Annotated in this window: 12 protein-coding genes; 2 read left to right on the forward strand and 10 right to left on the reverse strand. The window is 34.6% G+C overall.

Features of this window, described 5'->3' with window-relative positions; translation table 11 throughout:
- Window positions 1-6: 6 nt before the first annotated feature.
- From ACFSC2_RS25140 to ACFSC2_RS25160, 5 genes are all read right to left on the reverse strand, one after another.
- Complete coding sequence (locus ACFSC2_RS25140; protein ID WP_379816595.1) at window positions 7-1947, reverse strand: RagB/SusD family nutrient uptake outer membrane protein; 1941 nt, start codon at window positions 1945-1947, stop codon at window positions 7-9.
- A gap of 12 nt (window positions 1948-1959) precedes the next feature.
- Entirely contained in the window at window positions 1960-5049 is a 3090-nt protein-coding gene (locus ACFSC2_RS25145; protein ID WP_379816596.1) for a SusC/RagA family TonB-linked outer membrane protein, read from the reverse strand.
- Window positions 5050-5639: 590 nt separating this feature from the next.
- A complete protein-coding gene (locus tag ACFSC2_RS25150; protein WP_379816597.1) occupies window positions 5640-5975 on the reverse strand; it encodes an NrtR DNA-binding winged helix domain-containing protein in 336 nt (111 codons plus the stop codon).
- A 111-nt stretch (window positions 5976-6086) separates the two neighbouring features.
- Complete coding sequence (locus ACFSC2_RS25155; protein WP_379816598.1) at window positions 6087-6341, reverse strand: NUDIX hydrolase; 255 nt, start codon at window positions 6339-6341, stop codon at window positions 6087-6089.
- 154 nt (window positions 6342-6495) lie between these two features.
- Window positions 6496-7527: a LacI family DNA-binding transcriptional regulator gene (locus tag ACFSC2_RS25160; RefSeq protein ID WP_379816599.1), complete on the reverse strand. Its 1032-nt coding sequence runs from the start codon at window positions 7525-7527 to the stop codon at window positions 6496-6498.
- 187 nt (window positions 7528-7714) lie between these two features.
- On the opposite strand from ACFSC2_RS25160, the gene ACFSC2_RS25165 reads away from it, so the two are divergent.
- Complete coding sequence (locus ACFSC2_RS25165) at window positions 7715-10342, forward strand: glycoside hydrolase family 3 protein (protein WP_379816600.1); 2628 nt, start codon at window positions 7715-7717, stop codon at window positions 10340-10342.
- Between the two features lie 100 nt (window positions 10343-10442).
- Here the strand turns inward: ACFSC2_RS25165 and ACFSC2_RS25170 are convergent, their stop codons facing one another.
- From ACFSC2_RS25170 to ACFSC2_RS25185, 4 genes are all read right to left on the reverse strand, one after another.
- Window positions 10443-10826 carry a hypothetical protein gene (locus ACFSC2_RS25170; RefSeq protein WP_379816602.1) on the reverse strand — a complete coding sequence of 128 codons (384 nt, stop codon included), beginning with the start codon at window positions 10824-10826 and terminating at the stop codon, window positions 10443-10445.
- Window positions 10827-10828: 2 nt separating this feature from the next.
- On the reverse strand, window positions 10829-11734 hold the full coding sequence (locus ACFSC2_RS25175; protein ID WP_379816603.1) for a hypothetical protein: 906 nt from the start codon (window positions 11732-11734) through the stop codon (window positions 10829-10831).
- Window positions 11735-11800: 66 nt separating this feature from the next.
- A complete protein-coding gene (locus tag ACFSC2_RS25180; RefSeq protein ID WP_379816604.1) occupies window positions 11801-20323 on the reverse strand; it encodes a LamG-like jellyroll fold domain-containing protein in 8523 nt (2840 codons plus the stop codon).
- Between the two features lie 9 nt (window positions 20324-20332).
- Window positions 20333-21199 (reverse strand): tail fiber protein, encoded by an 867-nt coding sequence (locus tag ACFSC2_RS25185; RefSeq protein WP_379816605.1) that lies wholly within the window; start codon window positions 21197-21199, stop codon window positions 20333-20335.
- Between the two features lie 914 nt (window positions 21200-22113).
- Here ACFSC2_RS25185 and ACFSC2_RS25190 point away from each other — a divergent pair.
- Window positions 22114-23400 (forward strand): tetratricopeptide repeat protein, encoded by a 1287-nt coding sequence (locus tag ACFSC2_RS25190; RefSeq protein ID WP_379816606.1) that lies wholly within the window; start codon window positions 22114-22116, stop codon window positions 23398-23400.
- 98 nt (window positions 23401-23498) lie between these two features.
- Here the strand turns inward: ACFSC2_RS25190 and ACFSC2_RS25195 are convergent, their stop codons facing one another.
- Complete coding sequence (locus ACFSC2_RS25195) at window positions 23499-25730, reverse strand: DUF6055 domain-containing protein (protein WP_379816607.1); 2232 nt, start codon at window positions 25728-25730, stop codon at window positions 23499-23501.
- Between the last annotated feature and the right edge of the window lie 107 nt (window positions 25731-25837).

The following is a 25837-nucleotide window of genomic DNA, read 5'->3' on the forward strand; positions in this document are numbered from 1 at the left end:
AACTTCTTAATATCCTGGGTTTTGATAAGCTGCTTTATCTGCAGCAGACATTTCCATACCATCAAGCTGTCCCTGTGGTATTGGTCTTAGATAATGATGCGCATCAATAACTCTGGTTACCATTTCTGGCGTATGCTGTCCGTAATTAGATCCTCCAATCGAATATTTTCCTGCCAGTTCATTCCATTTTTGTGTTCTCACTAAGTCGTACCAACGGTATCCTTCTCCAAAAAGCTCACGGGAACGTTCCGCTAAAATGTAATTAATATCGATCACTGCAGGCGTAGCGGTTGTCATTGCGGTACTGTTATCTACAATTTTTGCTGTATTTCCGTTATTATCCCAACGCCATTTTCCTGCTCTTGCTCTAATTACGTTAATAAGAGTTCTTGCTGTTAAACTTCCCGTTGCACCTTTTACTGCCGCTTCTGCTGCAACAAAATACAATTCAGAAAATTTGGCTACAGGAAATGGTCTAGTACTTGCTGCATTTGGCTGTCCTAATCCTCCCGCGTTATCCGTACGATATGGACCTAATTTCCAAAATCCTGGATATACAATTCTGCTTATTCCGTTTGGAGAAATAACATAATCTGCTCTTCCCGGAAGTGTTCCTGCTCCTACACCGCTGTCTCCTTGTCCAGAAGGATAGGTAATTGCTGTTAATGGTTCGTCGTTTAGAAATGATAAAACAGCATCTCCCGGTTTAATTGTTAAACCATTGGCATTGGTTAAAGTGGCTACAGTTGTTAAACCAGTTCCCTGTAAATTCCAGTTACCGCGGAAAGTAGTTGCAAATGTTCCGTCGTATCTTGAATCATTTGTTTTGTCTGCAAATGTTTTTGTGAAAACTTCAATTGGCGGTGCCATCCTTGTCCAAGGACGTCCTAAAAACTGATTCGCTTCACGCTGTACAGACGAAACTGCAGCTGTTCCATTTTTACTTCTGATAGCAGTGTAATTCCACGTTACCATCCATCCGGCAAAGTTATCTGGCGCACCTCCGTTACCATACGTTAAACTTGAACCATTGTAGTATTCACTTTCCTGTGTATGATCAGCGTAAAGCATTACTTCTTTGTTTCGGTCATTTACACCTGCATTTACATCATAAAACGAATCTAGTAATCCGTAAGGGCCAGGATTATTAATTCCTGCCACTGATAAATTATATGCTTCCTGAAAATACCACTGCGCATTATGTCCGTCTGGATCTACTCTTTGAGCATCTGGATATGTTGGAATATTATTTGGATTCTCAAGCCACCATGCGTACGTTAAATAAGCTTTTGCCAAAAATAAGCGCGCCAGTGTTTTAGTTGCTGTACCTGTTAATCGAGCTGCATCTGGAAGTTCAGTTACCGCATCTCTTAAATCTGGAAAAATAGCTTTAGTGTAAACTTCAGGAACTGTATTACGTTTTGAATTTCTTGACGGTTTACTATTAAATCTTAATTCGCCTGCTCCAAGATCCAGAGGAACTCCTCCAAAAGTCTGTACCAGTAAAAAGTAATCAAAACCTCTAAAAAATTTAGACTCCGCAATCAGACTGCTTGCAATACCTACAGAGGCTCCATTTTCTATAATGCCGCTTGCTGTATTAATATCATAATAAGAATTATTCCATAAAACATCGGAACGACTTGAATTCGGATTTATAACTCCAACTCCCGACAAATCATGGTCTTTAAAGTTACCGTCGGCGCTTTGTGCGTAAGTAGCTTCATCGGTACCAGTTTGGCATGCGTTATAAAAATAAGCCTGTCCGTAAATCCAGCGCAAATGTGCGTAATGAGACGTTAATCCTTGTTTAACTCCTTGCTCTGTTTTGAAATAATTTGGTTCGTAAAAATCGTGCGGCTTTTCTTCTAATATATCAGAACAGCCAGCTAAGGAAAAGAAAACTGCAGATCCTACTATTATGTTTTTTAAAATATATCGTTTCATAAGAATGTCTGATTAAAAAGTTAAATTAAGTCCAAATAGATAATTTCTAGTGGTAGGAGTATTAGTACCAATAACCAAAAACCTTCTTTGGTAAGATGCTACAGCCTGATTCTCGTCTCCAAATGAATTTGTTTCTGGATCCATTCCGGATTTTCTATGATAAGGAGAAAATAGTACAAACGGATTTTGAGCGGTTACATAAAGTCTCAAATTGTCGATCCCCAAATTTCTTGTGAAATTTTTATCTAAAGTATAACCCAAAGTCAAAGCCCTGATTTTTACATAAGATGCATCAAAATATCCCATTGTTGAGATGTATTTTGGGTTATCCCCGCTTCTGATACCTCTTGGATTTGGAAATTCTGCATCTCTGTTATCTGGTGTCCAGTAATCAACATCGACATTGGTTCTTCTTCCGTTCATTAAGTTCAAATAACTTGCTCCTCCATAAAGTGTACTGATTAAGACACCACCGCTTTTAAATGCTCCAACAGCAGAAAAATCAAAACCTTTGTATGTTAAATTAGTATTGAATCCTCCTTGAAAATCAGGATCAGTTTCGATAATTTGTCTGTCACTTGCGTTGATGGCACGTGTCGGCGATCCGTCAGCATTGTAGTCTCCAGTATATTTTACTTTGATAGAACCTACTACTGTTCCCTGCTGATTAATTCCTGTTGGTCCTGGTTCTAAGATTGACATGTATGGATCTCCTTCCTGCCAAATACCTACTTTTTGGTAATCGTAAATAGAGTTAATGTTGTAACCTACAAACCAGTTATTTGCTTCATCACGGCTTGCTCCAGAGGCAAGTGCTACTAACTTATTTTCGTTTTTGTAAAAGTTAACGCCAACTGTCCAGGTTAAACCTTTTGGATTATCCAAAATAACGCCATTTAAAGAGATTTCGTAACCTTTGTTTTCTGTTTCTCCCACGTTCGCCACATAACCGCTTACACCAGAAGTTGCCGGTAATCCCACTCTTTGCAGTAAATCTTTGGTATTAGTTTTATAGTATTCGATTGTACCTGATAAACGATTATTGAAAAATCCGAAATCCAAACCGTAATTCCATGTTGTAGAAAATTCCCATCCTAAACTTGGGTTTGGAAGTTCTGTTACATAAACACCTGTTGAATTTGTGGTTCCAAAATTATAAGGCCTTGTACTTAAAGCTCCTAAAGTAGCATACGGAGCAACTGCTTGATTGGATGTTTCACCGTAACCTGCACGTAATTTTAATAAATTGATGTGTTTAACATCTTTAAGAAATGACTCATTTGAGATCGTCCATCCCGCAGAAACAGCTGGATACGTTACCCATCTGTTATCTGGCGAAAGTCTTGAAGAACCATCAGAACGAACTGTTCCTGAAATGAAATAACGATTATCGTACGAATACATTAATCTCGCCATATACGATGTTAAGCCCCATTGTGTGTAATCCTGATCGGCTGGGTTTATGACCGCTTCTTCTTCACTTTGTCCTAGATTGTAAAACTGAAAGGCATCAGAAGTAATTCCATTTCTGCTGATTCTAGAACTGTTTCCAGTATATTGTTCGTTAGAATATAACCCCACAAAATTTATCGTATGTTTTTGAGCAAAAGTTTTGTCATACGTAATTAAGTTTTCAAGAAGCCATTGTGTAGACCAAAAATTACTGATAGAAGCATTTGATAATGTTGAAGGGTTTACATCAAATACGCCTTGTCCTTCGTAGTAACCACTGTTTGAAGTTCGAAAATTAAGTCCTGTATTAAGTCTGTATTTTAATCCGTCGATACCCGGAATTTTAACCTCTGCAAAAATATTATTGTAGGAACTAAAAGCTCTCGTTTGATTAACATAAGCATCGCCCAGATTTTCGATTGATTTTCTGGTGTAAACCCAGTTATCATCTGCAGCCATACTTACAGTTCTTCTTAGTGATCCATCAGGATTATAAGGATTAGCAAGAGGCGAAGTCGCTAAGATAGTTCCTGTTCCGATATTATCGCCGTTTGAAAGTGTATAGTTTGTATTGGTATTAAAGCCTAAACGAATCGATCTGTTAATCTGCTGATCTAATCCAGCTCTCAAACTAAAACGCTCATAACTCTGGCCAGGTAAAACAGATTCTTCTTTATAATATCCTAGACCGGCATTATAAGCGCCCATTTCTGTACCTCCAGAAACACTTACGTCATGGCTGATCATTTCGCCAGCTCCGTATAATGAATCCTGCCAGTCTGTATTTACATTACGAGACTCTCCTACACCATCAACATACAGCCCTGTATAATCACGAAGTGCAGCAAATTTTGGTCCGTCCATCATAGGATATTTTCCAAACACCTGCTTTATACCACTGAAACCATTATAGCTGAATGTCGCTTTTTGGTTTTTGCGTCCTTTTAATGTTGTTACTAATATAACTCCATTTGCACCTCGAGAACCGTAAATCGCAGTGGCTGAGGCATCTTTTAAAATATCTACCGATTTAATATCCGTTGGGTTAATATCTCCAATAGAACCTGCAAAAGGAACACCGTCTAATACCACCAGCGGATCATTACTTCCGGTTAACGATCTGGTTCCACGGATTCTAATCTGCATCGCTGCTCCAGGTTTAGAAGAGGTTTGTGTTAACTCTACCCCTGCAAGTCTTCCTTGTAACGCTTGAGTAATATTGGCAGAAGCTACTTCGTTAAGATCTTTACCTCCTAATGTCGCAACAGATCCCGTTACGGCTTCTTTTATTTGTGTACCATATCCAATTACAACAACTTCTTTCAAAGTATTTGTATCCTCCTCCAACAGTACATTTATTTTTGTTTGTCCATTAACAGCTACTTCTTTGTTTTTAAATCCTATAAAGCTAAAAACAAGTACACTGTTTGAAGGAACACTTATAGAATAATTACCATCAAAACTGGTACTTGTTCCACTCTTTGTTCCCTTTAAATTAACATTAGCCCCAGGAATAGGACCATTAGCATCTGAAACGGTTCCGGTAACTGTTACCTGCGCACTTAAATGAGAAGAAAGCAGGAACATTAAGATCAAAAAACCAAAGCATCTTAAATGCTTTGATCGACTCGTAACAAAATAGTTAGTCATAAAAATTGATTTAAATTAAAACTGGTTTATGGTTTAGTTAGTAATCTTAATACAGCGTCTTAAATAAAATAATGAAGTCTATTTTTAAGTGTATCTTTTAACAAATATAGGAAAGACAATTAAATACACAATCGGTTGTGTTATTTTTTTTTATTAATTTTTAAAAAAAGGCGTATTAAAAAAACATTTAACATATAAAAAAATACAATTTATTAAATATAATTAAAAAACAAATACAAGCAATCAAACACATTTAAGGATTGTATTACGATTTGAAGCTATTATTAAAAAAAAGATAAAAAGAAAAATTTTCAGTTAATTGAATTAGATTCATAGACAAATACTTACAAATAGTAAGATTTAGAGTTTTTTTATTTTTGTATAATGAATTTACTTTGATGATTCTAAGACAAATCATTCAGCTAAAAAACTAAAAAACAATCGATTGCTCAATTAAAAACAGAAAAAATATATTGAAGAATTGTAAATTGATTTATATCACTATTTTGTATTTCAAACAAATACAAAACCCAATAACGTTCTATGACTATCAGGTAGTAGAATTGAAGTTTTGCGAAATATAATCTGGATTATTTAGGTCTGACGTTTTTGTCTTTTCCAGCTATATTTAGAAATTCGTAGTAAGGGTATTTTTCGTAATCTTGATTCAAAGTATAATATTTTGCCGCACGATGAGAAACATTTTTTTCTTTTTCTTCAGACGCTTTAAGTAATCCTCTTTGAAAAATTTTTCTTCTAAAATTCGATTTATCAATACTGAATCCAAAAATCTCTTCATATAAATTAACAGCTTGGAGTATCGTAAACTTTTCAGGCAGTAAATAAAAAGCCGCTGTAGTTAAACTGCTGTTGCTGCGCAGTTCCTTCAAACTAAAATCAACGATAGCTTTATTTTTATCATCCAAAACATCCAATTCATTAAACAAGACCCATTTTACATTTCCATTTAGCAAAATATGATCCGATGTTTTTATTTGTTTTTTAACGAGCGCACAGTAACCAATCGTAATATTTTCTTATATTGAATTTTCGTTTGTATAACCAAAAGCTTTTAACTGCGCTAAAAAATAATAATCATCGCTAGTATATTTCTTTATTATTTTATGTACCGTATTTTCAATCGTTTCTCCGCTTTTAATAGAATCGCTGGGCAAACTCCATTTTATCTTCTGCATAGAATCTGTTTCTTTCACAAGAAGAATTTTAAGATGATTATCGTCAAGATTGAAAATTACGCAGTCAATTTCTATTTTACTTTTCCCATTACTCATAAAAAACAACTTCTAGATAATACTTAAGGTGTTCCGTAATCAAATTTCACGCTTTAATCAAATTGCAATCGGTTGTGCTAATTTACAATAATTATCGAATCCAGGAATAAATTCTCACTTTAAATTAATGTCACAAAAAAACAAATCTTTAAAGTTATATTTTCTTTGAGGATTCTCTAACAAGAACTTCTGTATTAAGAAAGGTAATTTCTTTAGCTTCGTCTTCTCTGCGTTTCTCAATATTGTCAATAATAATTGATGCTGCAGCGCTTCCCATTTTTTCGGCCGGATGTGTAATGGTAGAAATGTTGGGTTCAATAATTTCTGAGATCGGATCATTATTAAAACCGATTACCGCGAAATCATCTGGCACTTTGACACCTCTTTTTTTTGCTGTCTGCACCGCACTTACAGCAAGAAGATCTCCAGGTGCAAAAAGTCCGTCGGGCATTGGTTTTAAATCAAAAAGTTTGTTGCTGGCCCTTACACCTTCTTCATAAGTCATTGTTTTCAGGGTGATTATCAAATTTTCATCGAAAGTTAAGCCATGTTCTACAATAGCATCGATATAACCTCTTTTTCTTTCGTTGTAAAGATGACCAAATTCTGATCCGGTTGTAATATGTGCGATTCTTTTACAGCCTTGATCAATAAGATGTTTTACTGCTTTGTAGGCGGCCGCATAATTATCGATGACTACTCGAAACGTATTGTAGCCTTTTGGAACACGATCCACAAACACAAGGGGAATATTATTCGCCGAAAACTGATCAAAATGCGAGGTGCTTTTTGTTTCCATTGCCAGCGAACAAATAACACCACTCACTCTGCTTTTAAATAAAGACCTTGCCATATTCACCTCATCACTATACGAATCATGAGACTGCATAATAATAACCGAGTAATCTGATTTTCTGGCCGTAATCTCTATACCACTGATTAATGACGATAGAAAGGGCTGTGTAATAGTCGGAATCAAAACGCCGATTGTTTTCGTTTTATTTCCCCGCAAACCAGCCGCAAGAGTATTAGGAACAAAACCCATTTCTTCGGCAGCCTTTTTTACCTTTTTAATGGTCTTATCACTTATGCTGTGATGATCTTTTAAGGCTCTAGAAATTGTAGATGTTGCAAGATTTAGTTTCTCGGCAATATCATAAATTGTTACATGTCTATGTTCTTCCATTTGCGAATCGTTAAATTGGAATAAATTTTAAATGCCTATTTTTTATTACAAATAATGAAATATTAATGATCTAAAAATGCATTTATATCAAATAAAAATATAAAATTAAAAATATTTTTCATTCCTTTACACAATCGGTTGCATTATTTTATTACAAATATGTCTTAATGACTTAAATTAATCTAATATGAAAACAAAAAATATCCTTCTTCAAATTACGCTGTTAGTATCGTTTTGGTGTTCTGCGCAAAGTAAAACAGAAAAATTTCCTTTTCAGAACAATTCCAAAAGCTTTGAAGAAAGGGTTGATGATTTAGTCAGTCGTTTAACGCTGGAAGAAAAAGTATCGCAAATGCTGAATGCCGCGCCTGCAATACCCAGACTGCAAATTCCCGCGTACGACTGGTGGAACGAAACTTTGCACGGCGTAGCCAGAACTCCCTTTAAAACAACGGTTTATCCTCAGGCGATTGCCATGGCCGCAACTTTCGATAAAAATTCCCTTTTTAAAATGGCCGATTATTCTGCTCTTGAAGGCAGGGCAATTTATAATAAAGCGGTAAAATTAAACCGTACCAACGAACGTTATCTGGGTCTGACTTACTGGACACCAAATATTAATATTTTTCGTGATCCGCGATGGGGACGCGGTCAGGAAACGTATGGTGAAGATCCTTATCTGACAGCTGTTTTGGGAGATTATTTTGTTAGAGGACTTCAAGGAGATGATCCAAAATACCTGAAAGCAGCGGCGTGTGCCAAACATTATGCTGTACACAGCGGACCAGAATCTTTACGCCATACTTTTGATGTTGATGTAACTCCATATGAATTGTGGGATACGTATCTGCCTGCTTTTAAAAAACTCGTAACACATTCTAAAGTTGCGGGTGTAATGTGCGCTTACAATGCTTTTCGAACACAGCCTTGCTGTGCAAGCGATATTTTAATGACAGATATATTGAGGAATCAATGGCAGTTTACCGGATATGTAACTTCTGACTGCTGGGCGATTGATGATTTCTTTAAAAATCATAAAACACATCCCGATGCTGAAAGTGCGTCGGCAGATGCTGTATTTCATGGTACTGATATAGATTGCGGTACTGATGCGTACAAAGCTTTAGTGCAGGCTGTAAAAAATGGAAAAATCAGCGAAAAGCAAATTGATATTTCTGTAAAACGTCTTTTCATGATCCGTTTCAGACTTGGAATGTTCGATCCCGTTGCTATGGTAAAATATGCGCAGACTCCTGATTCTGTTTTAGAAAGTGCGGAACATCAAAATCATGCTTTAAAAATGGCAAGACAATCAATTGTTTTACTTCGAAATGAAAAAAATACGCTGCCATTAAATAAAAATCTTAAAAAAATTGTAGTGCTTGGTCCAAATGCCGATAATGCTATTTCTATCTTAGGAAATTACAACGGAACTCCAAGTAAACTAACAACTGTTCTACAAGGCATTAAAGACAAATTGGGATCTAATACTGCGATTGTATATGAAAAGGCCGTGAATTTTACCAGCGATACTTTACTAGTTTATCAAAATAGTTTAAAACAATATTCTTTTGAAGGAAAACAAGGTTTTAAAGCTGAATATTTCAAGAATAAAGATTTAACCGGCGAACCTGAAGCAGTAAGAACAGAATCAGAAATTAATAACTTTTGGCAGGAAGGTGAAATGGTCGTAAAAAGCATTAAAGCCAATCATTTTTCATCGCGATATACGACCAATTATACGGCAGATAAAGATGGCTCTATTACTTTTGAAATTAGTGCTGACGATGGTTATCGTTTTTTAATTGATGGAAAAGAAGTTATTAATGCCTGGAAAAAGAACAGATGGGGAGAAAAAACGTTCAAATTGACTACCAAAAAAAATACGGTTTATAATTTAGTTTTAGAATATTGGCAAGGCGAAGGAAAAGCCAACGTTGCGCTACATACCGGAAATTTTGAAAAAACCGATTTCAAAAAACTTATTGAACGCCATAAAGATGCTGATGCTTATATTTTTGCAGGCGGTATTTCACCACAATTAGAAGGTGAAGAAATGCCGGTAAATTACCCTGGATTCAGTGGAGGCGACCGAACTTCTATTCTTTTGCCTAAAGTACAAACCGAATTACTGCAGTCGCTTCAATCTTCTGGAAAACCTGTTGTTTTTGTGATGCTTACAGGAAGCGCCATTGCCATTCCTTGGGAAGCAGAAAATATTCCTGCTATTGTAAATGCGTGGTATGGAGGACAATCTGCAGGAAAAGCTGTTGCAGATGTGCTTTTTGGAGATTATAATCCGGCAGGACGATTGCCTGTGACCTTCTATAAAAATGATACCGATCTGCCTTCGTTTGAAGATTACAGCATGAATAACAAAACGTATCGCTATTTTAAAGGAACACCGCTCTACGGATTTGGTTACGGTTTAAGTTACACAACTTTTAAATATGATGCTTTAAAAGTTACTCCAACAGTAAAGAAAGATTCGGAGCTTACTCTAACTGTCAGAATAACTAATACAGGAAAAATAGAAGGCGAAGAAGTACCACAGCTCTATGTCATGAATCAGGATTCAGGGATAAAAACGCCTTTAAAAAGTTTAAAAGGTTTTGAGCGTATTCATTTAAAAGCAAAAGAAAGCAAAACCATCACTTTTAAACTGCTGCCTGAGGATCTGTCATATGTTACCGCAGATGGAACATTAAAACCTTACAGCGGTAAAATAAAAATAGCTGTCGGAGGTTGTCAGCCAGACGAGAAAAATAAGGTTAACGCTAATATTATTTCTCAAACTATTCAAATTGTAAACTAAAGATTTTTTCAAATCTTAAATTATAATTCTGCTATCCTTACAAAACAAAAAAGAGCTGCCAAGTTATTGACAGCTCTTTTATTAATAAAACTTTATTCGTTTATTCTACCAGTTCAAAATCTCCCTGATCGACATATTTAAGAACCGTTTTTTCGTTAGTTCCTACAATCTGTGCAGTATTATCACCATTAGTCAACGTAATTGGATTAACCAGAGAGGTACTAGTGGCAAAAGTCATTGTATAGATCACGCCATTTACAGAATAATCTACTCTGAAAGGTCTATAAACATCAACAATATTGGTTTCAATTTTTATTCCATATTTTACATTTGGACTGATACATTCACCTTCAGCTATTTTTGAACCATCTGCATGTACAAAAGAAATGCTTTTAGCATTAATAGTTACTGGTTCTTCGTGATCTGAACATCCCAAAAACAAAAACATGACTAGTGCTAAAATGTAGTATTGCTTAATTTTCATTATTATTGTTTTTGATTTATTACTATTTCTTTATTCGTACTGCCTATAGTCACAGTATATTTTCCCACTTCTAAATTATCAAAAACTGCCTGACCGTTTTGAATGTTCTGGCTGGTGATTTTAACACCGTTTTTCAGTAAATCAGCTTGAACGTTATTTTCATCGTATAAGACTTTGATAACCCCGCCTGCATAACATACAGCATCTTTTTTATAAAATTGTGCACTGCCTAATTTTACAGTTACTGTCCATTGCTTTACAACTGACTGATCTTCTGAAAGCACCTGAAACTGTACCGGATTAGTAAAATCAATGCTATTTGATCCTGAAACTTTAGACGTTGTTCCTATAAACAATCCCGCTCCAGGGCTTAATTCGAACAAAGCATTTAATGCCGCAACATTTGTTCCTTTTGCTGCATAAAGCGTAATCTGTGAACCATTAATAGTTTTAGCCGTTTTTAAATCTTTAAAGCTGAAATCTGTAATTTCAGCTGTACTTCGCAATGCTGGGCTTGCAAAACTATAAGACTGGAACAGATCACCGTAGTGTTTGTTGTTTTCGAATACTTTTGTCTTGTCTACATTTTTAACAGCATTGTTTGCTGCATCATAGATTTTGAAACTAACAATTTCGTTATCTGTATTAGCAAAAACGGTTAAGTAAACTACATACTTTTTTTCACTTTGTACATAAATCGGGCTGGCAATACCACGGCATTCTCCATTTACAAAAGCCGCTACTTTATCATTACTGCTTGTTAAGTTCTTTCCATCAACATTGAGGAAAGCTTCAAATGACATGGTGTATTGAAATTTATTTTCATTTACGGACCAGTCCGGCGATTGGCCAAATACAGTATTACTTATTATCAAAAGCAATAGTGTTATATGGATATAATTTCTCATTTTTAATTGATTATAAACTCCCAAAACAACTTTAAAAGCTGTTTTAGGAGCTCAATTACTGGTTATTTAATTTTTGATCACTTTAGTTCTAATCAGTTTTCCGTCTACTCCAACCTCAACAATGTAAACACCTTGTGCTATATAAGGAGAAATTGAAACCACATTGTTACCGCTTTCAATAACTGTTTTTTGGCTGAATACCAATTGACCGTTTATTGAGAAAAACTGAATGTTTACTTCCTGCTTCTTAGCTGCATTCAATTCTATGTTTAAAGTCGTTGCAAAAGGATTTGGATAAATGCTGTTTTCGTTTTTTGAAACTTCTTCCAAAATCACTGGATTTGTAATGGTTCCTAATACTTCATTTCCTTTAAAAGTGAATGATTTAGAAGTTCCTTTTTTCGCAAATCCATCTCCCAGCGTAAACGAAAGTTCTTCGGTATCATCTCCAAAAATGGTAATGAAACTTAATTCTTTTCCGTTTATCATCTGGTTTCTTGCATTTCCTTTTAGAACACCTTTTGAATCGTATACAAATAATTCATCGTATCCTTTTGGAAGTAAAACAACGGCATTCATATTTTGTGAATACGTTGTGAACTCTGATCCGATTTCTACCTGTCCATTCTTTGATGCAGATTTTCCGGTTTTGCTTTTCTCCAAATTATCTGGATACTTGAAAGTTTGCGGTTTACTTGATTTAATCATGTACCCTTTACCTGCTTCTAAGTATTTTAAAGTTCCGTTCCATCCAATGATCGGGTCATAGATTGCAAACAAATTCTGCGATTTAATAACATCTCCATCAGTTGCATCAAAATAAGCCAAAGCCTCATTTGTCGTTTGGTTAGATCCTAAAGGATAGGCAAGCCAGTTCCATTCTTCTTTTATTGGGAAACTCCACGCTGTAACGTCTACGCTTTTTCCTTTGATTTTTAAAGTCTGTTCTTTTGTTACATTTATTTTGTACATTTTAGAAGAAGAAAGTCCTCCGTTTGCACTAATGGTACCCGACCATCCGCTGTTTGCAGGATTTGATTTATCTTTAAAATACGTATCCAATAATGCAGGAGAATGACTCAAAATACGGTTAGAAGTTTCTAAAGTTAAATTCTTCGTCAAGGCATTTAAATCTGAAAAATTAGTGTCGTTTGTGTTTAAAGAAACCCAAGTCCATCCTTTGTTCAGTTTAATTTCCTGTTCTACTAAACCTGAATTCACAAAAATATAAGGCTTGCTTAAAGTTCCTAATACTTCGTTATTCATGAAATTAATCGATGGAATAGTCTCTACAGAGGCTTCTAAAATTTTACCCTGAGAAGCGTCCCAGATTTTAAATTTCAGGTTTTCACCAGAATTTGCATTGCTGTAAACCGTTAAAAAGGCAAAATATTCTTTATAAGCTTCATTATAAACCAGTTTTGCAGATCCTCTAACTTCGTCATTATAAAAAGCAGCAATTTTATCATACGAATCAGCAGACAGCACGCCGTCGACTTTTATTTTTCCGATGATGTTCATACTGTAATCAAAATGCGTCGGATCAACAGTCCAGTTTGGTTCCGGAGCCAAGACTCTTAATTTTACCTGTAGTTTTTGGTCGTAGCCAAAATCAGTCTGTAAATATAAATTCTCCAGATACTCTCCAACAGCAACATTTTCATCTACGGTTGCTTTGATAGTCGTTTTAGTATTTGGGTCAATTGATCCTGTTGTTTTGCTTAAACTTAACCAGCTTGGCACATTGGTAATGGTGTATGGCTGTTGTTTTCCTCCTTTGTTAACCAGCGTAATTTCGAAAGTTTTTGCTTCGCTGCTATTCTTTGTAAGAGTAACAATTTCGTTGTATCCTTCGGCAAACCAGCTTACTTCGTTACGATTAACATAAGCCGTCCAGGTAACCGGAGATTCCTGCATATTATTGGCACTGTCAAACATTCTGTGTACCGTAATATCTAAGATTTGTCCTTCTAAAGATGCCCAGTCTGTAACAACCGGTGCGATAATCATTTCGCCATCTTTGATAACATTTGTAGTTACAAACTTAACAAGCTCACGTTCTGGTTTTATCGCCGGCACATCATTTGAATAATTTACTGTTCCTCCGCTCAAAACTGCATTGTTTACCACTACAGTCTGATTAGTATCGGCATGATAATATCTTGGTCCGTTTCCAGTAACCGGATCTGGAACATTTAATCGTGAGTACAATAATAAACCGATGCTTTCTACATCGACTTCATTATAACTATCTCTGTTGATTTGCTCCACATTACGAAGCGTATTCCATAAACGGAATTCGTCTATCTTACCTGTAAAAACACGATCAACTGTTTCTTTGCCTGAAAGATCTTTTGCTCCTCTGGCTCCCAGCCAAATTTTATTTCCAGAGAAACCGCCAATAGCCGTCATCTGGTTTGAAGATACTAATTGTGTATCTACATACGTTCGTAACGATCCTGTTCTGTTGAACAATAAAGTTACATGGTGCCATGTATTATCAGAAAGTCCTTTTGTTGTTAAAACATAAGACTGGCCTTCGCTTTTTAATAAAAGATTACCAGAATTATTCATATCAACAGACCATTTATTCGATAATCCATTGCTTTGAACAACGTCTGTACCATCGCCTTTTCCGTTTGAGAAAATAGTTGCTTCTTGTGAAGCAGGCGTTTTAATCCAAAACTCCATCGTAGCGTTCATTTCTTTAGTTACCTGAACAAAATTTACATTGTCCATTACTAAATATTGCCCGTTAGCAAAGTCGTATGAAGTTCCTTTTGGTTTGATATCCCACGAAGCATTTACTGTTGCGTGTTTAAATCTCACTAAATCTTTGGCTAATGCGTCTCTTCCTTCGTTCATTGGCCAATAACCAACAAGGTTCGCTTCGTTACCCATTAATTTAGAGTACATTTTTGAGTAAGCATCTTCTCTGCTCAATGTTTTATTCCATAAACGAAAATCATGCAGGTTTCCAACAAATGCGTTGCCGCCCACTACTAAAGCGTTATTATTAGCAAATTGTGCATTTGCTTTACCACTTTTAGAGCCGATTTCGGTATCATCTTCAAAAATTCTGTAATCACCGTTACTGCTGTTGTATGTAAAAGCATAATGGTGGAATAAATTATCGTTTTTCAATCCTCCCTTTACGGTAACATCGCCTAATGTGAAAGAAATATTTCCGTTATTTAGTCCAATGTTTAAACCGCCGTCCTGAGAAATTACAGAAGCACTTGAAGCCTTGGTTTCGTTATTTAACCAGAATTCAAGACTTAAATTTCCAGAACTGATCTGAGGGCTGTTGATTACTGCTGTATTATTAGTTCCTTCGAAACGTAAACTCACATTGTGACCAATTTTTAATTGATTGGTCTGTCCTTTTATTTCGATAGTACTTACTGCAGGATTATAGAAAATATTTTCATTAAAACTTAATTTCAAATCATCGCCAGAGCTTAAAATACCATTTGTTGGCAACGGTGTGCCGAATAATTGAGGCGCACTTAAATCTACTGTTCCTGAGATAATTTCAGAAATAAATTCGGTATTATTAGTACAGGTACTTCTAGCTCTAATTTGATATTTACCATCTGATAATTTTAAGCCAGCAATATCAAAATTATAATTTAAAGTCGTCGAAGCACCTATAGATGAAATCTGAGTTTCTTTATTATTTAATGCTTCATCATACAACTCCTGAGTTCCATAATACGTGTGAAGACGAATCCAGTTTGGGCTTGTCGCTAATTTATACTCAAGATCAATTTTCTTGAAGCTTTTAAACTTAGTATTGTAACCTGTCAAGTTTATGGCTAAAGGCTTAGTAGATCCATCTGTATTGAAAGCTTTCTCTCTATTGTAAACCCAGTTGTTAAGCGGTGCACTTACGGTTACGCTTGAACAAGAAGGAACAAAACTTGCTGAAATTAATACTTCCGAGCTTACATCTGCACCGTCACATAATGACTGAAGTCTGACTTTTATGTTTTTATATTCATAAACATCTGAAATAGATTTTCCTAAAGTCAGTTTATAGATTACTTCTTTTCCGTAAGGAACATATACTATTGTACCATTTGGTTCAACATTAATTAAAGCATTATTCGGATTTGTTGTATTGTCAACGACTAATAAGAAGTTTGCATCCAACCCTGCTGCGCTATTATTCGTAAGTTTTAATTCGAATTCAGCATTTTTGTTTTCTACAACATTAGTTATGTCATTATCTGTTACAACAATTTCCGGAACCTCAACTTTTTGAGTTGCAAAATTTAATGACTCTCGTTTATCTTCAGGTAGATTTTCAATTACTTGAGCTGTATCACTATAACTCGCTTTATTGTAAAAAATCGTTTTATCCTCTGCTTCATGCGGACACGATGTTTTACCACCTTGTGTAATAAAAATTGGTCCGTTACCATCAAAAGAATCTACTACATTTACACTTAAAAAGTTTGCAGCATCATTATCTTTAATGGTGTAACTTATGTTTGTAGTATTTACTTTTTCTTGAGACAATGCAGAATTTATATCCTGCTGGAAAAAAGTATTGGTATGTGTATCGATTCCTAATTTATTTACAGTAAAACCAAGCTGTAAAGCTACAGACTCATCTATTATAAGATTGTATGATAAAGATGATGCTGCGACAACACTTGTCTCCACACTTTTCGTATAGGATCCCAGACCTGAATCAAATGAAAGATTCTTTTGAAAATGATCTTCTAATAATTTTTTAATTTCATTTGATTGATTAAGCTTATTTGTCAATCTTTGTTTCGACGCTGGATCATTTACTTCATCATAAACTTTATTAATTTCATTTTTAAAATTATTTATAACGTTTGACAAACCAGCTTTGTATTGTTCAGGAGTATTTTTTGCAATGTATTTAGTTTTTTCATTATCTAAAATTACCTTTCTCCATAGTCTAATTTTTTCAGCATACTGTTCTCTCTTTTTTACGTTTTCAGCTGAATTTGGATTTGGACCATTCAGATTATTAGTAATGAATAACTCATATTCTGGAATTAATGTATTCAAAATGTGTTTTTGCGAATACATAAAGAATGTTGGACTGCTTTGATCATTTAAGATTAAAGCTTTTTGCTTACTAACGTATATCTGATCAGCACCAGTTCCAAGAGTTATATGGTCATTATCAGGTTTTGTTTTTGACACTTCAACTTTATCAAAAGTACCATAAAACATATTTTTTGAGTTGCCAATATATAAATCACCATCTGATCCTACATAATCTGTTGCATCACTTGTCGATATTGCATTATTGAAGGTAAATGTAGTTGTATTAGTTCTACCATCATTAGAAGTACTGGTTAACCCAACTCCAGTTTCTAAATCATTTTCAGTTTCATTTTCAACTACTGGTACAGGAACCAATCCTCCCGCTACATAAAATTTAAATCCAGAATGGACAGTAACATTTTGAGAAAATCCTTCCTGATGAGTAAGAGATGACTCTGAAGTGAATGAAATACTTTCTCCTTTTTCTATAGTAGCAAAACTGTTAGAACCTGGAGGGTCTCTTAAAATAATAGCAGGAATTTCTGGAGCCTCAGTAATAAATGTCTGACTTCCGTCTGATGCACCTCCCAAAATAATTCCAGTATCCTTAAAATTCTCAACGAGGTAATCTACTTCGTTTAATCGATATTTTAAAGTACTTTTTATTTCAAATGGCGGCGTAATTGAAGGAATTCCTCCTTTAAAAGAATAAGTCAGTGTACTTCCTTCTGATGTAATTGTTTCTGAGTCTGGTAAAGCTAAGTTGTTTGTTTTTACCAATTCCCCATCAGTTACTGGTACTTTCACCTCTATAGCTGTTCCTGAATCATTATTAATATAACGTTCAAAACGATTCATTACAATTTTATACGGCATAAACTGCGTGTAAATTGGTTTTGAAAAGTTTTCTGTAGATACTTTCGTTCCGGTAACATCAATAATCTTATCAGAAGTTTGTTCGACAACCTGTAAAACAGGAGTTGATCTGTATGTAAAACTTTTTTCGTGATGGTACGGAGTTCCTGTTAAAGTTTTTTCAACATTATTCTCTTTATACTTAAATTCAGGTGTTTTGGCAACTGGTATTACAGAAAAATCAAATGTTTCTGTAGTTCCTGCTTTTAACAACGAAATGTTTGCGTTGCTTTTTACAACCAAGTCATTTGCTTCTAAATTATAGTTTAAAGGCATTACTGAAACTCTGTATTCTCCCGAAGCTTCATTAGTAGTATAAGTAAACTTTGTATAAGGTGTAACATTAGCGCCAACTGGTGCGTAACCTAATGTAAAATCAGCTACACCAATGTTGTTTTTAGCACTTACTTCAAGATTTTTTGTGATTCCGGCATCTGTAATCGTTTTTGTTACTACGCCTGCGCCTCCAAAACCAATAGTTTTTTCAGCTTCTACAGAACCTCCTACTACTTTACCAACTACAGTAACTTTAGTATTGTTTACAAAATAAACTGGTTCATTGGCGTCTTCAAAAAACTCTTTAAATTCGCTTGTAGATGCAGGAAAACGTCCATTATAAGTAAATTGATGCCCGTCTTTTTTAATTGTAATATAATGTTTTCCAATTGGCACACTTACATCAAAATAACCATTATCATCTGTAACTACCGGCATGTTATTGGCATCCAGCACAATATTACCGTCGATATATATATTTGCTCCAACTGTATAGATTGAAGCATAACGATCTAAATAATCGTCTGATTTATCTGTTGGAGTTCCTGCATCATTTTTCCAATATTTAGCTTTAGGAAATTTTTCGCCATTGATTTCGTAGTAGTTATATCCCTCATCAAGAATATTAGCTCCTCCATCAATCCATGCGTCATTTTTATTTTCAGTTTTCTTTCCCTCAACCCATACATAAGATGGAAAAACACCTCGAGTATCATAAGCCACCACACCTTTAAAACTAAACGAAGACTGGTCGATAAAATCAATTTTGTTTACTACTTCGGAACCTAGTCCTAAATAAACCAATTGTTGGTTAGGCTCAAATTTATGCTGACCGTACATTGGAGTAATATTATAAGATTCTCCTGTACCTGAATATTGAATCGCACTGATTTGGTAATTTCCTTTACTATCCGTTACCCCTAAAATTCCTAATTGAGAAGTTGTTGGATAATTAGCTGCATCTACAGCCCATAAAACTTTATTGTTTACAGCCGTATTGGCATCCCAAAGTTTACCATGATTTTCGTTGTAATTAAAACCGCTTCGAGACAAATCATAAGCATAACTTCCTGCTTTTTCATTAGCTCTTAAATACGTTACCATTCTGGAATCGTTTCCGCTAATAAATCTAGAATAATCTGTTCTAATTACAGAAGATTCTAAAGCCGCTTTCCAGATTCTAATCTCATCAACGTAACTTGATTTTCCTCCTCCTACTTTAGCATTATTCCAATTTACTCCAGAAAGAATTGTTTTGCCAGTAGGAATTACGGCACTAAAATTAATATCCTTAAAAGAGGTATCAACAGTTTTTAGTTTGTCTATTTCATTAACATACACTTGTGTAATCTGTCTTCCGTTAATGTATAATAATGGAGTCTGATTATCATTTACAACTACTGTAAAATGCACAAAAGAGTTATTAAATTCTGAAACAGGCACAAACACATCATTTCCTCTCGAGTTTAAATTACCCGAAGGAAAATAATTATTCAATGTATATTTATTTCCACCGATATTAACATCCAATGATTTAGCCGCTGGATTTAATTTTACAGTAACATCAAGATTATCGGTACTTGTTGAACTTGAAATATTAAACAATCGAATAGCACTTTGAGAATCATTAGTATAAGCTCCGTTTGGTTTTACCCATGCCTGAAAAGTTGCCGCATTAGAAATTGTGGTACTTAACCCGCTAATATCTACAAAACCTGAGGCAGGAATATTTAAACCACTTCCTTTAGCAACAGCGCTACCGCTTGGAGTGGCCGTAACTACAACGTCTTTTACCGGATTTCCACCTTTATAGCTGATATTACCCGTTACAACCGCTGTTGGATTTCGATATCCAATACCTGTTATGTAAGTGCTGTACAATATTGGAATCGTGCTAATTCCTTGTGCTTCTACTTTATACTCGTATAAAACTCCTCCTTCGACATATTTATCTTCATAGGTAGTTTCTGTAGAAGAAAGTCCGACTACTAAAGTATAAGGAAGATTTCCTGCTTCTGTATATATCCTTCTATAGATTTTAATACTTTTCACCAAATTTTCATTGGCTCTTAAATTCCATGAAATTAAAACCTTATCGCCATAAAAACCTTTTGAAACATTAAAAGATTCTTCTGCAAATGTGTGATACAAATACAAAGTACTCCATGGGAAACGAATATCAGCAGGATTCGTTTTCCTTGGTTCTGTTTTGTTTTGGCCCAAAAAGGGAAGTCCAACCTGTATGTTGAAACCATTTTTTTGAATTGCCTGCGAAACGGGTACTATTCTAGCTCCTCCACTGTTATTTTGAGCATAAAGTCCCGCTCCCAGAACAAACATTCCGAGAACTGCAATTATTTTCTTCATAATTACAGTTTATAATTTGATGATATAGTTTACACCATAGTTTATTGGGCGTGATTCTGTTGCAGTACCATCTGCATCAGTTCTAAAAGTGTGATTATGATTGCCGCTTAAACCTGATTGTATGTTTCTTCTTCCTATCTTATTATCTCCTCCACTAAAACCTCCATCTACATTGCTTGGATCATATATATAAGTGCTCGACTCGGTATGGCTGTGCTCACCATTTGTAGCTGTAGTACCTGTGTGCGTATGGCTTTTATTAGTTGACTTTTGAACCGTATTTAGACTGTTTGCTTCTATTTCTGCGGCATTAGATGTGTTAGCATTTTGGCCAGCTCCTCTTAAAAACATACCTCTTAAATCGGGTGCATTTGCTCCTACCATACCAATCAAAGTTTTAGCAGTAGTTGGCAATGGCGCCCCATTACAAAGTGCCCATCCTTCTGGAGCAACAGTACCAATAAATGGCATAATAGAACCCGTTGGAACACCGTTATTAGCAGAAATTGCATAAGGAACATGACGTAATTTTTCATCAGAAATAACTTCAGAACCTTTTTCAATTCTAAGATAAGCGGCATTGTTGGCAAACAAACTATTGTTAACAGCTGTTGGATCGATTACGTCTGAAAAGACACCAAATGCATCTGTCGTTACATTTCTAGTAACTTTATAAATAGTCTGTTCAATACTTGAAGCATCCAAATAATACAACGTAAAAGTAAGATTGATTGTTTGATTTGTTAAAGCTGTATTATTAACATCTCTGGCAATACCCTGCACCGCTATTCCTGATTGAGTAGCTGAACTACTTTGAGCATAATTTGAAATTGCTGCTAAAAAAAGGCACAGCATTAAAAGTAATTTTGTTTTCATAGACGTCATTTAAAAATTAATATTTCGGTTGGTAAAAGATCCTTTTCCAGATCATAAATTGAACCCTCGAAAATATTTCAAAAAAAATGATTAGCTAAATTATAGATAGGGACAAAACGAGGACAAAACCGCAGTAACAAAAAATTAAAACACTAATTTACAAACAATTAAGAAATTATTTTTTTTTCAGCATTTGAATACAGCTTTTCTTAGTAATAATTATGCGTCTTTGGTTGTAAATAAGTACTGTTAATTCCTTTCTATTTTATTGAATAGAAATTTCTTTCAAAAACTAATTATAACGTCAATTATTTTTAAAAAAATTTCTGCTCATCAAAAGATATTTTAAACAGTCTATCAGAAAAATTTTATATTTAAGATTATCAAGATATTAGTTTTGAGTAATTTCTTTTTATCTCCAATTTTATTACGAAAAAACATTTATTTTTTTATAGTTTAGCGGCCGTTAAAGCCCCAATTTCAAAATGATTTTCTGTACAAAAAAAAATAGACTCTTTTTTGTCTTATACGCCTTTGTTTTTTTTCAGCAAGTAAACGCTCAAAAACTATCAGCTGCATCTACGGAGTTAATCAGTGATATTGAATCTATAATTTTAAAAAAAAATAATTTAAAAAAAGATACTGATACTATAGAGCTCCAAAAAAGTCTTTCTTATTTAAAGAATTCTTCAAACAAAAAATCAAATATTTTATATCATGTGCTTCTTGCAAATGGTTTTTCAAGCTATTTCGATAAAACAAATAAGAGAAGTGAGTATTTTTATTTAAAATCAATCGAGGAATCAAAAAAGCTAAATAATCCGAGCCTTATTATTTGGACACAGATAAACTACTCAAAATATTTATATTTCTACTGCCAGATTGACAAATTAATTCCAATTGTTCTGAAAACAATGGAAGAAACCAATCAAATTGATTCTTCTGAAATTATTTTTCCCGAAGAAACCTTTAAGTTTTTTGGCTGGATCATGTCTACCATAGAAGATGATTCTGCAATTACTTACTACAAAAAATCGATGCAGTATATGAAAAGTCCTTCTTCAGAATTTGCTGGTGTTTTAAACGCAATTGGCAATTGTTATTTTAAAAATAATGATTTATCAAATGCCATGCATTTCTTTGATCAGTCTGAAGCCATGGCTTTAAAAGTTTCTGACAGTATTCGATATGCAAAGATTCTGGGAGATAAAGCATTGGTTTATGAAAAAAAAGGAAATCTCCAAACTGCCGTACACTTTTTAAAACAAGATATTCTCTATTCTCAAAAATTTAATATTGAAAAGAATGAGATGTATGCTTCTATATTATTAGCCAAAATTCTTTTTAAACAAAAAGAAATAGATCAAACCGAAAAAATTCTCGTAAAAGCCGGGCAAATTGCTAGTTCAAAATCCTACTACAGAAGTTCCTTAAAAGAAGTGATCGAACTAAAAATCAGCATTCTAAATGGTAAAAATCCTAAAAAAGAACTGTTGTTAAGACGTCAACTAAAACAAATTGAGGAATACCTCCTTAGCACTAATGGAAATACTGTCCTTCAAAGATCTTATTGGCTTATTCAGAAAAAGAAATATGAATACAACACTAAAAAAATTCGATTAAAATTAGAAGAAGGAGAAAAAACGAAAAAAATCATTGTTGTAATTTTAATCTTAATTATCTCGGCAAGTCTAATTACCTATATTTCTTTAAAGAAAAAATTAAAGAAAAAAAGATTAAAAATTGAAAATGACAGACAGTTTTTTCAACAAAAACTTAATGATGCCAGCTCTAATATAGAAATTTATACGGAATATCTTAAAAATAAAAACAAGCAGATCTCAATTTTAGAAAATCAATTAGAAGAAATTAAAAATTCTGCGTCTACACAATTAGAAGAAGAAAAATTAAAACTTCAGGAAACCCTGAATTCCCATTTAATGACAGATGAAAACTGGAATACTTTTAAGAGAGAGTTCATAAAACAACATGGTGATTTTTATAATACTGTAATCGAAAATTTTCCGGAATTAAAGGAATCCAATCTCAAAATAATAATGCTCCAAAAATTAGATTTAAGTAATTACGAAATGGCTAATTTGTTAGGAGTAACAATCGACGCAATTAAAAAAAGTAAACAACGATTAAAGAAAAAATTGGGAGACCGATATGATTTACTATTCGAGATTATAGATAAATAGTTTAATGTCCAAATAATATCTTCGATATATACAAAAAAGCCTGCCCGATTGTAGTATCAGACAGGCTTTCTAACTAAAAAAAACAAAATAAAACTAACTTACTGTTTAACAAATGATTTGTTTATGACTTTGTTTCCTGCTTGAATACGCAGTAAATAAACTCCTTGTGCTAAATGGCTGCAATTATAAGGAATATCAATTCTACCGACTTCAAATGTCTGATTGGCAATTATATCTATTTTTCGTCCATTAGCATCAAACAATGATATAGATACTTTTTCTTGTTCTGTCTGCATAAAAGAGACCGTTAAATTTCCTCCTGTCGGATTTGGGAAAACACTTAAACTAATATCTTTATCATCTGTATTTTTTTGAGTTGAAAGCGTTGCGACGGTACAAGTTGGCGTTACGCTGAATGCCATTGAAGCTGCCGAAAAATTCGTAAAAGCTGGGTTAATATCGATATTAGAAACATCACTTGCTCCTTTTCCATCACATTCGCTTCTACCATTTCTCCAATAAGGAAATTGCAGATAAACTCCCGCGGTAGAACAGCTTCCAATTTCTGCATCGCCACCCACAACAACAGATCCTCCAAAGTTTCCTGCAAAAAGCATGGCATTTCCTTTAATATTTGCTGTATTGGTTACAGAACCGCCTTCCATCCAGCCATTTCCTTCTACAATTGCACTGCCCGATAATGCGGCATTATAAACACAACCATTATCTCTAACAATAGCGTTACCGCTAATATTACCGCCTTCAACCATTGCATAACCCTCTATACGAGCATTACCAGATATAGTACCGCCTCTTACTACCGCATAAGGACCAACATATACTGTTGACGCAATATTAGCATTATTAGATACCCATCCGCCACCGTTTGCGTGCAGACGTCCATTTGTTTTGAGAAACTTTCTAAAATCTGCTGCTGGTTGAAATCCTTCTGGATTAGCATTGGCAATTTTCAATTCATACGGATATCTTCTTTGTTTTGGATAACCAACATCCATATTATAATTGACATGTACTATTGGCGCCGAAAAAACTACCAAATAAATGCCTGCTTCTGTTGCGGTATTAAGACTAAAAGAAGCTTCTCCATCTGTATTATACATCGGGCTGTAACGCGAAACTGTGCCATCAGCTTTTGTTGTCACAAAACCATATCGCCATCCTGCCTGAGTTGGATTTACTTCTGTATGTCCTTTAAACTTTATAGTAACTTTCTTTTCAGTACCGCTGCATGTTGGGTACAACGGAATAATATTCATTCCATAATCCTGAGGTGCCCAATCGTTATTGGTATAAAACTGATCAGTTGTTCCATCAACTTTGGTCAATAATGTAAATTGTCTGCTGGTATATCTTGGCAAATAAGTTTGAATTGATTTATATACTTCTCTAATTTTCTTACCGAAATTACTAGTCGTATTGATTTGAGAAGTCCACTGAATCGGATAATCAAACGCGGGTTGTCGTTGTGCATAATTCCACAAATAATCGTTTAACTGTTCTTGTGTAAAACCTTTCAGCCTTTTGATCGTTTCTAGAGGATGTTCTTGATTTTTGGATTCGGCCCACATTCTTCGTGTAAAATCAAAACCTTCTTTTTCCTGAACATAATACATTAAATGAAAGTTGGTATAATGATGACGATTTGATGACCACATAAAATGTCGGGTCTGAATCCATCTGGTCAGCGTTCCGTCAATCTCTGCCCATTTTGAATACGCCTGCGCTCGCATAAAATTAGCATGACCCTCAAAGAACGGTCCCGCCCAATCATATCCCGAAAAAGCATTACCATTACCAGGATTTTCCTGAATCTGCATCATCATTTGGAGCGTATGAGCAAATTCGTGTGATAAAGCACCACCATCTCTTGTTGCTTCTGGATGTACAAACATGGCGCCAATAGTATTACTGAAAGAGCTAGCCTGCGCAAATGCCTGTAAGCGTGGATCTGTAGAATTCCAAGTATTCATCATCATAATAATGATTTTATACTTTCCTAAATTTTTTGTTGACGCATTACTAACAAATTTTAAATCGGTTATATAACGTTTAAAACTTGTTTCTAAAGTATCTGCAACCGATTTTGGCGTAAAACGCAAAGACGCATCTGAGTATGCTGCCGGATTTGTTCCTACTTTGTCTCCCCAATAAACTACAAAGTTTGTAGACTCATACATTCTGGAAGTGGATACATTATTGTAAAATTCGTTGTTTGGATTACTCCATTCTGTGGGTATAAAAAGTGTTTTCTGCCCAACTGCTAGATAACTACAGAGAAATAGGGCAACTTGCAATAAAAGTGTTTTCATATATTAAATGATTTGGGGTTTCAACAGCAATTCGGTAAGACTAAAACTTACTTTATTGTAAATGCTTTACATTGATATATCTGATGAAATTATTCTCCAGACTATCT

This window comes from Flavobacterium artemisiae, assembly GCF_042678225.1.
Lineage (GTDB): Bacteria > Bacteroidota > Bacteroidia > Flavobacteriales > Flavobacteriaceae > Flavobacterium > Flavobacterium artemisiae.

Coding starts and splice junctions, on each gene's coding strand:
- ACFSC2_RS25140 (WP_379816595.1), bottom strand. CDS start 1,947: ATGAAACGATATATTTTAAAAAACATAATAGTAGGATCTGCAGTTTTC.
- ACFSC2_RS25145 (WP_379816596.1), bottom strand. CDS start 5,049: ATGACTAACTATTTTGTTACGAGTCGATCAAAGCATTTAAGATGCTTT.
- ACFSC2_RS25155 (WP_379816598.1), bottom strand. CDS start 6,341: ATGAGTAATGGGAAAAGTAAAATAGAAATTGACTGCGTAATTTTCAAT.
- ACFSC2_RS25160 (WP_379816599.1), bottom strand. CDS start 7,527: ATGGAAGAACATAGACATGTAACAATTTATGATATTGCCGAGAAACTA.
- ACFSC2_RS25165 (WP_379816600.1), top strand. CDS start 7,715: ATGAAAACAAAAAATATCCTTCTTCAAATTACGCTGTTAGTATCGTTT.
- ACFSC2_RS25170 (WP_379816602.1), bottom strand. CDS start 10,826: ATGAAAATTAAGCAATACTACATTTTAGCACTAGTCATGTTTTTGTTT.
- ACFSC2_RS25175 (WP_379816603.1), bottom strand. CDS start 11,734: ATGAGAAATTATATCCATATAACACTATTGCTTTTGATAATAAGTAAT.
- ACFSC2_RS25180 (WP_379816604.1), bottom strand. CDS start 20,323: ATGAAGAAAATAATTGCAGTTCTCGGAATGTTTGTTCTGGGAGCGGGA.
- ACFSC2_RS25185 (WP_379816605.1), bottom strand. CDS start 21,199: ATGAAAACAAAATTACTTTTAATGCTGTGCCTTTTTTTAGCAGCAATT.
- ACFSC2_RS25190 (WP_379816606.1), top strand. CDS start 22,114: ATGGAAGAAACCAATCAAATTGATTCTTCTGAAATTATTTTTCCCGAA.
- ACFSC2_RS25195 (WP_379816607.1), bottom strand. CDS start 25,730: ATGAAAACACTTTTATTGCAAGTTGCCCTATTTCTCTGTAGTTATCTA.